Genomic DNA, 13,558 nt, shown 5'->3' with positions numbered 1-13,558 from the left:
CATCTCCAACGCGCCGCCGAGCGGCGCGACCAAGCCGCACACGCTCACGCCGAAAGCCGCCAAGGAGTGCCGGGCCGCTGCTCGCGAGCCGCGGTCACAACGTCTGACTGTGCACGTGTGCATAGGTTGCAGTGCTGGGGCCAGATGTGCGTGAGCTGGCCGGCGGTGCAGTTGCTGTCAGGCACACCGGTAACGCCGGCGCGGTCCGACCGCTCACGGGGGGCGGTAGCCACTCGGTCTCGCCGCGGGCGTTGGTGCGGGTGCTCCAACCCCCGGGTTGCAGCATGCGGTGCTGGGCGCCGCAGGCAAACGTCAACGCGTTCACATCGGTGGTGCGGCACTGGGCATACGGGGTCCCCGCAAGCGGGAGGTGCCCCCAGCCCGGCGCCCAGCTTGCCGGCGCGTTGGGCGGCCGCGCTGGCCGCCAACACCGGCGCCAGCGGCTGGCCGGTCAGTGCGCGCCGCGGCCCCAAATCGGCGGCCTCACCGATGCGGCGGGCGGCCTCGGCGCGGCTGATCAGCGTCCACTCGGCGATCGCATGCGCCAGTTTGCCGCCCAACTCCTCGGCGCTGGCCCGAGCGGGCCAGCTGGTTGATCAGCGGATGCTCGGCGGCGGGCAACCGGCGGCGTACCCGCTCCACCCGTTCCAGCAACACCATCCGCTCATGGGTGGTCAACGCCTCACAATCCAACCCCAGCACGGCATCCACGCCGGCATCGAGGGTGTCGAACGCCGCGGTGATCGCCTGCCGATCCATACGCCCAGACTATCGGAGGGCACCGACAAGACACCCCGCCCAGAGACCACTGAAACCAGAGTGACACAAGAGATTTCAGAAGTTACGAAGTGTCGCTCAACCGGATTAAACTCGGCGCGCCTGCGTGTTTCAGCGACGCTGCAGCACGCAAAGCCCACGACGAACAAACCGTCGCGTGACGTAGCGGCGATCGCGTCCACCACCCTTCCGTTGCCCGTTTGGCACCCACCCTCGGCTGACGCGCGGGCCGGGTGTTTTATTCGTGTCGAATATGGGCACCCGGTGGCGAGAAGGTGCCAATTGCGCCACACACCGATCAACGGACCCCATGAGCGGCGCCGATTGGCCCGGGATGGCCCGCCCCCTCAACGGGCCATCCCGGGTGCCTTCCGGAGATGTTGAGTTACTGGACGGCATCGCTGAGGCCGACCGGCACCGGTTGGCGGTGTACAGCCGCCTGCCGAGGCGGGTTTCGCCGTTGCTGGGCGGCACCATGTCGATCGCGCCATGCTCGAAGCGTCGCGCATGCCCTAACACATTGCCGGATACCGCACGCGCCAAACATCGACGCTGGCGGCCTACCGCCCTGGTTCTGGTACCGAGCTGGGCGCCGGGCCCTGATCCGTGTTGGGACCGTGACTGCCGGTCTTTGGCCCGATATCGGAGACCTGCCAACCGTCGCCAACCTTGTTGACCGTGACCTGCAGCAGGATCAGCGACACCCGCGGCTTCGGGTTCTGCAGGTTGCGGGTGGTCTGCGCGGCCGCCACCACCACCTGGTATACCTGACCGGGCTGGGCGACGGCATCGGTGGCGAGCACTTCGCCCGACGAGGAGACCTGCGCCTGCACCATGATGCCCTTGAGGAGATCGGTGGCGTTGACGTACTTGTCCTTGAGCGCCTGTGATACCCCGCTCTCCACCGAACGGAAGAAGGCGTCCGGATCCTCGAAGCTGTAGGTCAGCGACTTCAGCGCATATTCCTTGGCCAGCCCGGCCGCCGCGTCACGATCGGATTCGGCCCGGCGCAGGGCCGCCAGCTCATCGACCACGCCGCCGTACTTCAGCAAGCCGAACACCCCGGCGCCGATCACCGCCGCCGCCACCACCACCGATACCCACCACCATGGCCGCCGAATAAGGCGCCGCAGCTTGGATAACCCGTTGGGCCGGTCCACAACGACAGGGTCATTCTCGTCCGCGTCCGTCGCGACGTCGGCGGTGTCGATGCTCATGCTCGATTCCTCACTGTTGGTGCCATTCCGGCACGTTCACCTGCACACGTAGTCCACCGGCGTCGTTGAAGGTCGACTCCCAATAATCCAGCCAGTGCCCGGCGTCGACCATGAATCCGCGCAGCGGCGCGGTCGCCGGCTCCAGCACCGCCGCGAAGGTGCTCAGCGGACCGGACAACATGTCGGCATACTCGCCGAGGTTGGCGACCAGCGTGGGGATCGGCCCACCCGGGGCAAAGGCTCCGTCACCGGCGGCGCGGGTGTACTCATCGGTATCGCGGACCAGCCCGGTCAACGCCAAGACCGTGCCCGGCAGCAGGTTTCCGGCCTCGCCGAGCACCGCCCCGGCGTGCAGTTCGTCCAGATCGGTAGTCAGCGTCGCAACATTGCCGAACAGGGTCGCGAGCAGTTGCCTACGCTCCCACTCCATTTTGGCGACCAACCCGGCCGTGGTGGCCAACGAGTCCAGGGCGTCGTCGTTGCCGGCCAACGCCTGCGAGACGTTGCTGACGACGGTGCGCACGTACGTCGGATTGATCGCCGCCAGTAGCGCATTGGCCCTAGCCAACAGGTCGCTGACGGTCACGGCGCGCGCGACGCGATCGGCCGGGATCACCGCGCCGTCGCTGAAGTATGGCGGCACAACGCGTTTCGGCTTGAAGTCAATGTACTGCTCGCCAACCAGCGACAGGTTTTGGATGCTGACCACACTGTCCACGGGCACCGGATGGGCCCGGTCGAGTTCGATCGACACTTGCAGCCCGGTCGGGGTGGTTCGGATGCCGGTCACCCGGCCCACCCGGATCCCCCGCATGGTCACCTGCGACGTGGGCATTAGTCCGCCCGAGTTGTCCAGCAAGAGGGTCAGGCGGGTGGCCTTTTCGGTCGGATCCAGGTGCAGCACCGACAACGACAAATAGACCACGCCGAGCATCGTGGTGATCACCAGGATCACCACAGTGGTTGCGGCGTTGAACTTCACGGCAACATCCCCATCGTCCGCATCGCCGAAATAGCCTGGTCGGCCCTGTCTGCGGGATCCACGCCAGGGTTGTCCCGCGGCGGGTGAACCTCGGAGACAATGAATTTCGGCCCACCATTGCCGAAGAATCCGATGAGCTTGTCGCGAATCAGCCCGACCAGCTTGTCGGCAATCACCGGCACGGTGGTGTCAGCCGTCGCCACCGATCCGACCAGCGGTGTGATGTAGGAGAGCATCTGGATGAAGTCGGGGGCGTTGGGCACCAGCAACTCTCCGCCGCTGCGCCCCAGGTCTTGAACATCGACGAGAAGCTGGATGATGTCGGGGAGCACACCCGTCATCGCCTCGATCTTGCCCGGGCCGTCGGTGATCAACCGGTCGAGGACAGCGGTGTTGGCGATCAGGCCCCTGCTGACGTCCTCCGTGCTGGACAGGATGTCGTCGATGGTGTCTTGGTTGGCCGCCAGGTCGTGCAGGATCCCGGCCAGCTTTCCGCGGATGCGGTCCTGCTCGGCCGGATCTTTCGGGAACGCCTTGTTGAAGTTGATCACCGCTTCCTGCAAGGTGTTCAGCGCGCCGCCGGACACCAGGTTGGACACCCCGCGCAAGATGTCCTCGACGTTGTCGGCCGGCACGGTGTTGCGCAGCGGGATGGTGTCGCCGTCACGCAGCGACGCCGGTTCCGGGTCGTCGGGTGGCAGTAGCGCGATGTAGATGTCGCCCAGCACGGTCGCCTGACGCAGCTCGGCACGCGTGTTCCGGGGCAGCTTGACGCTGTTGGCTAGATCGATGTAGGCGACCGCGGTACTGCCGACCAGTTGGACCCGGTCCAGGACACCAACCCGCACGCCGCCGAAGTCCACCTTGGCCCTGGCGGGCAGGTTCAACACGCTGGAGAATTCGACCTTGATGGTGTACTTGTCGCCCGGGACATAGGAACCGGGCACCGGCAACCGGGTCGGGTCGAGCGAACACGCCCCTAGACATGCCACCGTCAGGCTGACAATCAGGGCGCCCGGTAGCGCGCCGAGTTTCGATCGTCGGGTCACGGCAACGCGGCCCCCAGGATGAGATCGGTCAGACCCAACGTGACCGGGTCGGAGGCGGCGCCGCGCGTCGCGCATGCCGCCTGGCTACCGGGAGTGTTGCGCTGCCGCAGCACGCTACAGAAGGCCTCGGCCTGCGACGGCGAAATCGTCACCTGCGGCGGGAGATACGTGACGTTGTGCGTGCCCCAGGCCGGCTGGTATATCGAGGCGAGCCAGTTGGTCACCGGCGACAAGCCATTGATGGCGCCCACGATGTTCGGGGTGTAGGCGTTGAGGATGTCCCTGATCCAGGGGATCAGTTTGTCGGTGACGTTGTGATAAACCCGGGGCGCGAACCGATTCAACGCCTCGACCAGGATCGGCAGAGCGTGCGCGAGATGGTGCAGCGCCGACCCGAAGCCGTCGGCCAGGCCCTCGATCATCAGAAGGCTCTCGGGCAGGGTCCGCACGACGGTGGCCACGGTGTCCCAGTGCTGCAACAACGTCGTGGTGAGCATCTCGCCGTTCTCAATGAGCTGGCGGTAGTCGGCGTCCGCCTGGTAGGGGTCGCCGATGACGGCGACCAGCGCGCGCAGTGTCTGATTGAGCTCCGGGCCGGTGCCCTCCAACGAGCGGCTGGCCGCCCGGAGGCTGTCGTTGATGGCCTGCGCGCCCGGCGCATCCGAAGGATCCTGTCCCGGGCCGGATCCCAACACGGCGTTGGCGAGTTTGTCGACGGCAGTGAACGTTTCGCTGACACCGATGGGAGTCTTGGTTCGTTCCAGCGAGATGCACCGGGCGCCGGTGAACTTTGGGCCGCCGGCGTAGGGCTTGGTGAGCTCGACATGGCGGTCGCTCACGATCGACTGGGAGTAGGTGACGGCCCCGACATCGGCCGGCAGGTCGAGGTCCTTGGACACGGTGAAGTCGATCTGGACGTGATCGGGTTTGTTGGTGACCGCGGTCACCGAGCCCACCTCGATGCCCAGCAGCTGGACCTTGTTGCCCGGGTAAATCCCGACGCCGTCGGTGAATTCGGCGCACATCGGCTTGGTGTCGGTGAATCTCGGCGGCACGATCATGGCGCCGATCACAGCAACGGCGGTGATTGCGGCGGCCGCCGTCAAGGCGACCCGGGCACGTTTCCTCGTCATCTCAGCAGCGCCTCATGATGTGCGGCAGACAGAGGTCTTGTCCGGGTACCATCCGGCGGCTCTGGTCCAGGACGACGCCGTTTCCGCTGAGCATCGGCCCCACGATGCGCAGGATCTGGTCCAGGCCCGCCGCTGCCTGGCCGATGCGATCGGGGTGGCTGACCAGGGTGTCGACGATGTCGTCCACGCCGTTGAGGGTGGGCGCGAGCTCGCGGTGGTAGAACGCCATGACGCGGTCGATGATTCGGGTCAGTTCGCCGAGCAGGGTGAAGAATTCGACGATATCAACGGATTTGGCGGTATAGCGCTGCCCGACCAGCGCGAATTGCTCGAGCAACTCGACGAAGTGTCTGCGGCCCGAGACCAAGGCTGCGGTGGCGTCGTTGATGAAGCCCAGGCCGCGATGCACGTCGCCGGTCATCGTGCCCAACACCCTGGTCAACTCGGTGGCGGAACGGACGAGGTCGCGCAGCGCGTTGGGATACTTGTCGGCGGCGTTGGCGACCTCGGCGAAGGTGTCGTGGATGACCTGGCCGTCGACCTCTTTGAGAAACGGGGTCACCTCCTGGATCATGTCGGCGCCTTCGTAGGGCGATTTGACGCGCTGCGGCGGAATCACGTTGTGGCCCAACGGCAGGTCGCCCTGGGGATCGAGGGCCAGGTAGTGGCCGCCCAGTGGGGTGAGCAGCTTGATCTCCACCGTGGATTGCGCGCCGACGGCCACCGACCGCGTGACGTCGAAGGTGATCTCGACCAGGGTCCGGTTTAGCCGGACGCCGGTGACCTTCCCGACGGGCACTCCGGCGATGCGGACCTGGTCGCCGGCGCGCAGACCGCCGGAGCTGGCGGCGTTGGCGGCATATCCGGTCTGCCCGGTCGGATTGAGATAGGCCACCCCGGTGGTGGCCAGCGCGACCACGATGGCGACGATGCCGACGACCCCGATCCGACGACTGCGGGCCGCCGCGGCCGTCTCGGAGAGTGCTCGCTGATGCCTGCCGAAGATCACTGGCACACCACCAAATCCTGGTGTGCGAAAGACACTTCGCCGATGCCCGGCAGGTGGACTTCACCGTGGGCGCAGCCGAAGCTCGGCGCGCCCTGTTGATCGTCGACGAGTGAGTCCCGCAGCCCCTGAATCAACGCGGGCACCAGCGACAGGCCGGCGATGATGGTCGGAGTCTGCGGGAACATCCGGCTGGTCAGGTCGTACAGCGGCACCGTCGATCCGTCAAAGGTGCGCTCGGCGTATTGCAGGGTGTGCACCAGGCTGCGTAGCAGCGGCAGCTCGATGTCGATCGAGGCGCGAAACTCGTCGGCCTTGGACGTGAACGTGGTCAGCAACCCGTTTAGCGTGGCGATCAGATGCAGCAGGTGCTGGGATTTGCCGCCCAGATCGACCGATAGCTCGCCGAGGTTGCGGATCAGCACGGTGATCGCGGCCTGACGGTTGACCGCGAACTTGGCGATGGCGTCGAGGTCTCGCAGCACCGGGCCGAGTCCGGTGTCGTCGCCTTGAATCAGCCGCAACAGGTGCTCGCCGAACTGGTTGAGCTGGGCCGGGTCGAGCGTGCCAAAGACTGGCCGAAATCCGTTGAACAGCTTGGTGATATCGAACGACGGGATGGTCTGTTCGACCGGAATGCTGGCCCCCGCGGCCAGCCGCTCACCGGCCGCGGCCGGCTGCACCAATTCCAGGTAGCGCTGGCCCAGCAGGTTCTGAAAGCGTACGGCGGCAACGGTATTCCGATACACCGGGTGGTCGTGGAGCGCGGTGAAGTCGACCTTGGCGGTGCGACCGTCGAGCCGGATGGCCCGCACCTTGCCCACCTGCACGCCGGAGATGCGGACGTCGTTGCCGACGTCAAGGCCCGACACGTCGGTGAAGGTCGCCGTGTACTGCGAGACCGGCCCGGTGACCGGACTGCGCAGCGCGGTGAGCACGATCACCGCGCACACCGTGGCGACCGCGGTGAACACGGTCAGCCCCAGCACCGAGCCGGACACCTTCCTCACCGACCACCGTCCAGGATGACCTCGGTGCGCATCCGTACGTCGCCGTCGACAACCGGAAAGGCGGCGGCGGTGCGGTCGATCAGGCCGGACAGCCGGCCATAGGCCGGCGCCAGGCTGCCCACCGCGAACATGGCCGGGACCTCGACGTTCATGATCGCGCCGACCAGCTGGCGAAGCCACGGGCTGTGCCGCACGGAGATCTCGCCGGCGTCGCGCAACAGCTGGCCGGTCTGGCGCATGACCAGGTTGGTGCGATCCACGCCGCCGGGCGCTACCAGCGGATCCAGCGCGTCCAGCAGCTCGGGCGCCAGCCCGAGCGCCGGCAGCGCGCCGTCGACACCGTTGAGAAACGACGCCAGCACCGACAGCGATCGAGACACCGGCATGGTCTGGGAGTCGGCGAGGATCTGGGCCAGATCGAGGCCGGCCCTGGCCGCGGGCTCGACCAGGTCGGCGTGCCGCCGCAGCACCTCGATGACGTGGTCGAACTCGGGTGTGTCCAGGATCCGGCTGAGTCGTTGGCCCTGACGCAGCAGTCCGGTGACCGAGGCCGCCTGCACGTCGGTGCGCAACATCAGGGTCTGGTTCGGGAGCAGCCGCGGACCCTTGCCCTCGCTGACCAGTTCGACGGCCGCGGTGCCGAAGACATTCGACGAGGTGAACCGGGCGACGGTGTCGGCGGTCAGCGCTTTCGCCTGTCGTGGGTCGAGCAACACCGTCATCGTCTGTCGGTTGTATCCGGTCGATTCCAGGGTCTTGACCGAGCCGATGGCCAGCCCGTGGAACTTCACCTCCGCGCCGGGCGCCAAGCCCTCGCCGATCGTGTCGGCGACCACGGTCAGCTTGAACGTGTCGTCATACTTGCCCCGGGCCGCCTGGCACAGCGTGGTGGCCACGATCGCCAGCACCGCGGCGACGATCAGGCCCCGGATTCGTAAGGCGCGTGAACTGGCTGCCCGCATGAGCTACCCCGACAGCCTTAGGCCGGAATTGTTGCCCCAAAACAGCAACGTGAGCACCATGTCGGCGACGACGATGCCGATCAGGCTGGCGCGGATCGCGCGGCCCGAGGCGTGGCCGACCCCCTCGGGGCCACCGCCGGCGTAGTAACCCTCGTAGCAATGGATGACGACGATGAGGGTGACGAAGACGATCGCCTTGACCACCGAGAACGCGATGTCCGACGGCTGGATGAACGCGTCGAAGTAGTGGTAGTAGGTGCCCGACGCTTGATGCAGCGTGACCACCAGCGCGCACGACAGATAGCTCAACGCCAGGGCCAACAGGTACAGCGGGACGATGGTGATCATCCCGGCGATGAGCCGCGGGGTCACCACGTAGGGAATGGCCGGAATGCCCTGGGCCTCCACCGCGTCGATCTCCTCCGCGATGCGCATGGCGCCGATCTCGGCGGTCATCCGGGTGCCGGCTTGGGCGCCGAAGCCGATGGCGGCGATCATCGGGGCCATCTCGCGGGTGTTCGCGTAGGCCGAGATGAACCCGGTGAGCGGCCCCATGCCGACCATGTCCAGGACGGCATACCCCTCGACGCCGACCGAGGCCCCGATCGCGGTGCCCATGAACGCCAGCACCCCGATGGTGCCGCCACCGACCACCACCGATCCGTTGCCCCAGATCATGTCGACCAAGATCGCTCCGGTGTGCCGGCGGTAGCGTGCGACGGTGCGCGGCATCGCGCCCAGCGCCTGGGCCAGGAAGGTGGCCTGGTGCCCGAGTCGCTCCAACGGCGAGCCGACCCGATAAGCCACCGCCAACAAGGCACGTAGCGGCGCCCCCAGTCCGTGCGGCAGATGCCGCGAGGGTGTCGCCATCAACCCACCTTCGCCGGCATGAACAGGGTGACGAACTCGGTGATCACCAGGTTGAGCACGAACACCGTGACCACCCCCAGGACGACGGCCGCGTTGACCCCGTCGGCAACACCGCGCGGACCCCCCTTGGCCTCCAGCCCTCGCTGGCAGGCGATCAGCGTCACGAGCACGCCGAACAGCCAGGTTTTCAGCAATGCCACCACGACATCGGCGATGGTGGCGAACGATCCGAACGAGGCGATATAGCTTCCGGGAGTGCCGGATTGGAAGCCCACATTGATGACGTAGCCCGCAGCCAGGCCCATGAAGACGATGAAGACGCACAACGGCGGCGACACCACGATGATCGCCGCCAGCCGGGGCGTGACGAGGCGTTGCACCGGGTCGATGCCCATCACGCGCAGCGCGTCGACCTCGTCGCGGATGCTGCGCGCGCCCAGGTCGGTGGTGATCGCCGCGCCGGCCGCCCCGCCCAGCAGCAAGGCGGCCACGATCGGCGCGGCCTGCCGGATGACGCCGAGGCCGCCGGCCGCACCCGAGATCGACGTCGCACCGACCTGCTGGATGACGCTACCCACCTGCACCGCGACGATGACCCCGAACGGGACGGAGATCAGCAGCGCCGGAATCGCGGTGACGCCGACGATGAACGAGGCCTGGTTGAGGGTTTCCCGCCAGGGGTGGCGTAAGCGGACCAGATCGGTGATCAGGTAGCCGGCGGACTGCGCGGCCAGTTCGAAGAATCGGCCGAGGGTCCGCAACGATTCGTCGGCCTGCCGCAGCACGCAGCGCCACGGCGTGCTGACCGCGGCGGCCAGCGACCGGGCGGAGCCGGGTCTGCGAGCAACCGGGGCTCCGTCGTCAGCCGCGCGGGCCGGCGCGTCGGCAGCAACGACCGGACTCACCGGACCCTCCCGATCGAAAGGCACCGCCGCGGCAGGGTCTTGGTAAGCGAAAACGACATGCCGTTCCCTTGATCAACTGGGCGCTTCGGAAGTTGATGAACGGATGGTATTGAGTTCGCCCACAGCGGCATCATCTGTTATGGAACAGATTCCTAACCGTTATATTTTCGTTATAATCATCTGCGGTCAATTTTTTTGACATCGAACATTTCTCATAGCCGATGTCAAACTCTTTTACACCCGTTCTTTTTCTCGCCCGATTCTTCCCTGACGAAGGCGCGGCGGTCTACGCTGCGGTACTTAATCCTTGGGTTTGCACAGACGGAGGTTGCTGTCATGGCAGAATCGGCCGCGTCTTTGGCGTCATCAACGGATGCGCTGCGCAGCGAATACGACGTCGTGATCCTCGGCTCCGGTTACGGCGGCGCCATCACCGCCGCGCGACTCGGAGTTGCCAACGCGGCCGCCGGCGGCAAGCTCGATATCGCGGTGCTGGAACGCGGCGCCGAACATCCCACCGGCACCTTCCCGGAGACCGAGAAGACCGCGCTGGCACAACTGCGGTCACCGTTGAACCCGTTGGGCCTCATCGAGATCGAACGGTTCAAGACCATCGACGTCATCCACGCCAACGGCCTCGGGGGCACCTCGCTGATCAACTTCAACGTGGCGATCGTGCCCGATCGGGAGGTGTTCTTGGCGTCCTGGCCCCGGCAGTTCCAGGACCTGGTGGAGCGGGAACGCGACGGTGTCGGCGGGCTGGCGAAATACTATGCGCGGGCGCGCCGCATGCTGGGCGCGGTGCCCTACGCGCAGCACGTGCCGTTGCGTCGGGTCGAAGCGTTCGCCCAGATCGCCAAGAACGCCGGCACCCAGATGCAGGTCCTGGACATCACCGTCAGCACCGAGGACCGAGTCACCAAGTACGGCGTGCAGCGGCGACGCTGCCCCAACCACGGCGGTGACGGCACCGGCGACAACACCGGTTCGAAAAACACCTTGATGACCAACTACCTGCCGATGGCCGCCCACTACGGCGTCCAGATGTTCTGTGGCATCGAGGCTCAGCGCATCGAGCAGACGGCCGACGGCCGGTGGCGGGTGATCGCCCGGCGCACCGGCGGGGCGGACCCCGACGCCGAGGTGGTCATCACCGCCCGCCATGTCGTGGTGTCCGCCGGCACGCTGGGCAGCAACGCGATCCTGTTGCGTTCGCGTCGGGCCGGGCTGGCGCTGTCGGCGCGGCTGGGAAAGAACTTCAGCGGCAACGGCGACAACTTCGGCATCGCCTACAACACCGACATGCGGACCGACACCCAGGCCTGGGCGACCACCGACGGGCCGCCGCGCCGCGAGCTGGCGTGCGGGCCCAGCATCACCGCGGTGATGCGGTTCGGCGCCGACCAATCCGACTTGCGCAAACGGTTCACCGTGCAGGATCTGTCGCTGCCCCGCGCGCTCATCGACAGCTTCCGGGTGGGGCTGATGGGCCTGGCCGCCACCAGCTACCGCGACTTCCGTCGGGACAAGCTGGACCGCTGGCGCCGCGACATCGCCTTCAACACCGACGGGGCGATGAACCACTCACTGGGATTCTTGATCATGCTGCACGACAACTCCGACGGCGAGCTGGTGCTGCGCAAGAACGGCTCGGTCACCATCGACTGGCCGGGGGCGCCGACGGAGCGCATGTACCGCGACGTCGACGCCATCCTGGCGCCGGCGGTGGAGGCGATCGGCGGGACCTACATAAAGAACCCGCGCTGGGACAAGCGCATCCTGGGCAAGCACCTGATCACCGCGCACCCGATGGGCGGATGCGCCACCGCCGACAATGTCGACGCCGGCGTGGTCGACCACGCCGGCCGAGTGTTCCGGCCCGACGGCGGCACCTACGACGGGCTGTATGTCTGCGACGCCTCGGTGATCCCGCGCGCGATCGGCGTGAATCCGTTTTTGACCATCTCGATGTTCGCCGAACGCACCGCCGAATTGCTGCGCGCCGAGCTGGGCCTGCCGGGCTACGACCCCGCCACCGAAGCCGACGACCGCACCTGAGCTCGGCGGCGCGCAGCCGGCCGCCCGGGCGTCGCGGCTATGTCCGCAGGGCGAAGAAGCCGAGCATCGCGTAGCGGCTTCGTGGCAGCCGGAACAGGATCTTGCCGAGGTAGGCGCCCGGCACCACCTCCACCAACTCGTCGCGGATGCTTCTGATGATCAGCCGGGGGTTGTCGTCGACGTCCGCGTAGTCGATCACCATGACCCGCACGTCCGGATCGGCCTTGCCGGCGTCGGCATAGGTCTTGAAGTCGAAGGCCAGTTTGCCGTCGGCGGCGTCCTTCATCGTGTACAGCGGCCACAGCAGTTTGGCGGGGAGCCGTGAGCTGGCGGTCATGCGGTTGTCGCCGGTGCTTGCCACCGCGTCGAACCGCTTTCCCCGCCACGGCATCCACCGGGCGGTGACCAACCGGGCGGCCGCGTCGAGGACCGGGGTCGTCGTCGTCATGACGAGGATGCCATCGGTCGGTCCGTCCAGATCGGTTGGCACGGTGCCGAGCTTGAAGATCGCGTTGAGTTGCGCCTCGGCGCCCTTGGGGTCCGACTTCGCCTGCTGCTTGAGATCGACGATCCACTGCCAGGCTTCGCCGACAGCGTCGCGCTTGCGCAGGTCAGAGACCCGAGATTCGGCAGTTTGTAGTGACATTTCGTACCTATCCGTGATCGGGACCCGCGTGCGGGTCGGTTAGTTGTTTTCTCGGTCTCAGGGAATCGCCGGGACGTCGCCCATCGCAGGTCAACTTGGCGAACAATGACCGCGATATTAACGCCGTCACAGCCGTATGGGAACTGACTTTTTGAAATCGGAGATAACGAACGATGGGAGGTCGGCAGTCAACCAATTTGACATCACATAGGAATGCCGCCGAATGTCAAATGAGTTGACAACGTGAGTGGAATCATGCCATCGGCGGCGGGACCGATAAGGGTATTGCGCACCGCGCGCCTGACCCCGCCGAGCAGACGCAAAAGCCCCCCAAACCGGGCCGTTTGGGGGGCTTTTGCGTCTGCTCGCGGGTCTCAGCCTACAGCCAGGTGTCCTGGGTGGTGGTGGTGAGAAACGCCTCCAGGTCGTCCCGCCATTGCGCCGGCGTGGTCTTCTCCGGCTCGATGCCGGTGTACTCGCCGCGGTAGAACAGCAGCGGCCGCGGCTTGATCTTCGGCACCTCCGACAGCGAATGGACCGCACCGAACACCACGAAGTGATCACCGCCGTCGTGCACCGACGCTACCGTGCAGTCGATGTAGGCCAGCGAGCCCTCGATGATCGGCGAACCCAGTTCCGAAGGGCGCCAATCGATACCGGCGAACTTGTCGGACTCCTTGGAGCCGAATCGCGCCGAGACGTCCTTCTGCTTCTCGGTCAGCACGTTGACGCAGAACCGACCGGTCGCCTCGATGGCCTGCCAGGACCGCGACACCTTGGTCGGGCAGAACAGCACCAGCGGCGGTTCCAACGACAGCGCCGCGAACGACTGGCACGCAAACCCGACGGGCGCGCCCTCGTGCATCGTGGTGATGATGGTGATGCCAGTGCAGAACTGGCCCAACACGTTGCGGAACGTGCGTGGGTCAATCTGAGCCGACAT

General features: G+C 66.5%; 12 protein-coding genes and 1 pseudogene. 1 reads left to right on the top strand and 12 read right to left on the bottom strand.

Features of this window, described 5'->3' with window-relative positions; all coding sequences use genetic code 11:
- Positions 1 to 383: 383 nt before the first annotated feature.
- The 10 genes and pseudogenes from G6N20_RS21550 to G6N20_RS19080 form a co-directional block, all read right to left on the bottom strand.
- Positions 384 to 759, bottom strand: a pseudogene (locus G6N20_RS21550) (DUF222 domain-containing protein); the annotation flags it as partial.
- 578 nt (positions 760 to 1,337) lie between these two features.
- Positions 1,338 to 1,994, bottom strand: a complete 657-nt coding sequence (locus tag G6N20_RS19120; RefSeq protein WP_083047257.1) for a hypothetical protein — start codon at positions 1,992 to 1,994, stop codon at positions 1,338 to 1,340.
- A gap of 10 nt (positions 1,995 to 2,004) precedes the next feature.
- Positions 2,005 to 2,976 (bottom strand): MlaD family protein, encoded by a 972-nt coding sequence (locus tag G6N20_RS19115; protein ID WP_083047259.1) that lies wholly within the window; start codon positions 2,974 to 2,976, stop codon positions 2,005 to 2,007.
- Positions 2,973 to 4,025 carry an MlaD family protein gene (locus G6N20_RS19110; RefSeq protein WP_142271973.1) on the bottom strand — a complete coding sequence of 351 codons (1,053 nt, stop codon included), beginning with the start codon at positions 4,023 to 4,025 and terminating at the stop codon, positions 2,973 to 2,975. Before G6N20_RS19110 ends, G6N20_RS19115 begins: the two co-directional genes overlap by 4 nt.
- Positions 4,022 to 5,158: an MlaD family protein gene (locus G6N20_RS19105; RefSeq protein WP_083047263.1), complete on the bottom strand. Its 1,137-nt coding sequence runs from the start codon at positions 5,156 to 5,158 to the stop codon at positions 4,022 to 4,024. The genes G6N20_RS19110 and G6N20_RS19105 overlap by 4 nt, the downstream gene beginning before the upstream one ends.
- Before the next feature lies 1 nt (position 5,159).
- The gene (locus tag G6N20_RS19100; RefSeq protein WP_232065378.1) at positions 5,160 to 6,173 is read right to left on the bottom strand and encodes an MlaD family protein; all 1,014 of its coding nucleotides are present in this window, start codon (positions 6,171 to 6,173) and stop codon (positions 5,160 to 5,162) included.
- Positions 6,164 to 7,174 (bottom strand): MlaD family protein, encoded by a 1,011-nt coding sequence (locus tag G6N20_RS19095; protein ID WP_083047267.1) that lies wholly within the window; start codon positions 7,172 to 7,174, stop codon positions 6,164 to 6,166. The genes G6N20_RS19100 and G6N20_RS19095 overlap by 10 nt, the downstream gene beginning before the upstream one ends.
- Positions 7,171 to 8,136: an MlaD family protein gene (locus G6N20_RS19090; RefSeq protein WP_083047269.1), complete on the bottom strand. Its 966-nt coding sequence runs from the start codon at positions 8,134 to 8,136 to the stop codon at positions 7,171 to 7,173. The genes G6N20_RS19095 and G6N20_RS19090 overlap by 4 nt, the downstream gene beginning before the upstream one ends.
- 3 nt (positions 8,137 to 8,139) lie before the next feature.
- Positions 8,140 to 9,006 carry an ABC transporter permease gene (locus G6N20_RS19085; RefSeq protein ID WP_083047272.1) on the bottom strand — a complete coding sequence of 289 codons (867 nt, stop codon included), beginning with the start codon at positions 9,004 to 9,006 and terminating at the stop codon, positions 8,140 to 8,142.
- Positions 9,006 to 9,824 carry an MlaE family ABC transporter permease gene (locus G6N20_RS19080; RefSeq protein ID WP_232065546.1) on the bottom strand — a complete coding sequence of 273 codons (819 nt, stop codon included), beginning with the start codon at positions 9,822 to 9,824 and terminating at the stop codon, positions 9,006 to 9,008. The genes G6N20_RS19085 and G6N20_RS19080 overlap by 1 nt, the downstream gene beginning before the upstream one ends.
- A gap of 423 nt (positions 9,825 to 10,247) precedes the next feature.
- Between G6N20_RS19080 and G6N20_RS19075 the strand changes: the two genes are divergently transcribed.
- On the top strand, positions 10,248 to 11,969 hold the full coding sequence (locus G6N20_RS19075; RefSeq protein ID WP_083047276.1) for a GMC oxidoreductase: 1,722 nt from the start codon (positions 10,248 to 10,250) through the stop codon (positions 11,967 to 11,969).
- 37 nt (positions 11,970 to 12,006) lie between these two features.
- Here the strand turns inward: G6N20_RS19075 and G6N20_RS19070 are convergent, their stop codons facing one another.
- Together G6N20_RS19070 and hsaB are read right to left on the bottom strand one after the other, a co-directional pair.
- Complete coding sequence (locus tag G6N20_RS19070; protein WP_083047278.1) at positions 12,007 to 12,615, bottom strand: hypothetical protein; 609 nt, start codon at positions 12,613 to 12,615, stop codon at positions 12,007 to 12,009.
- A 379-nt stretch (positions 12,616 to 12,994) separates the two neighbouring features.
- Entirely contained in the window at positions 12,995 to 13,558 is a 564-nt protein-coding gene (gene hsaB / locus G6N20_RS19065; RefSeq protein WP_083047280.1) for a 3-hydroxy-9,10-secoandrosta-1,3,5(10)-triene-9,17-dione monooxygenase reductase subunit, read from the bottom strand.

The organism is Mycobacterium shinjukuense (assembly GCF_010730055.1).
Classification (GTDB): domain Bacteria; phylum Actinomycetota; class Actinomycetes; order Mycobacteriales; family Mycobacteriaceae; genus Mycobacterium; species Mycobacterium shinjukuense.
Note: the sequence above shows the minus strand (reverse complement) of the source record. Positions and strands in the feature narration are given on the sequence as shown.

Bases quoted from the DNA above. Each gene is read 5' to 3' on its own strand.
- G6N20_RS19120 (WP_083047257.1), bottom strand. From the start codon at position 1,994: ATGAGCATCGACACCGCCGACGTCGCGACGGACGCGGACGAGAATGAC.
- G6N20_RS19105 (WP_083047263.1), bottom strand. From the start codon at position 5,158: ATGACGAGGAAACGTGCCCGGGTCGCCTTGACGGCGGCCGCCGCAATC.
- G6N20_RS19090 (WP_083047269.1), bottom strand. From the start codon at position 8,136: ATGCGGGCAGCCAGTTCACGCGCCTTACGAATCCGGGGCCTGATCGTC.
- G6N20_RS19085 (WP_083047272.1), bottom strand. From the start codon at position 9,006: ATGGCGACACCCTCGCGGCATCTGCCGCACGGACTGGGGGCGCCGCTA.
- G6N20_RS19075 (WP_083047276.1), top strand. From the start codon at position 10,248: ATGGCAGAATCGGCCGCGTCTTTGGCGTCATCAACGGATGCGCTGCGC.
- G6N20_RS19070 (WP_083047278.1), bottom strand. From the start codon at position 12,615: ATGTCACTACAAACTGCCGAATCTCGGGTCTCTGACCTGCGCAAGCGC.
- hsaB (WP_083047280.1), bottom strand. From the start codon at position 13,558: ATGTCGGCTCAGATTGACCCACGCACGTTCCGCAACGTGTTGGGCCAG.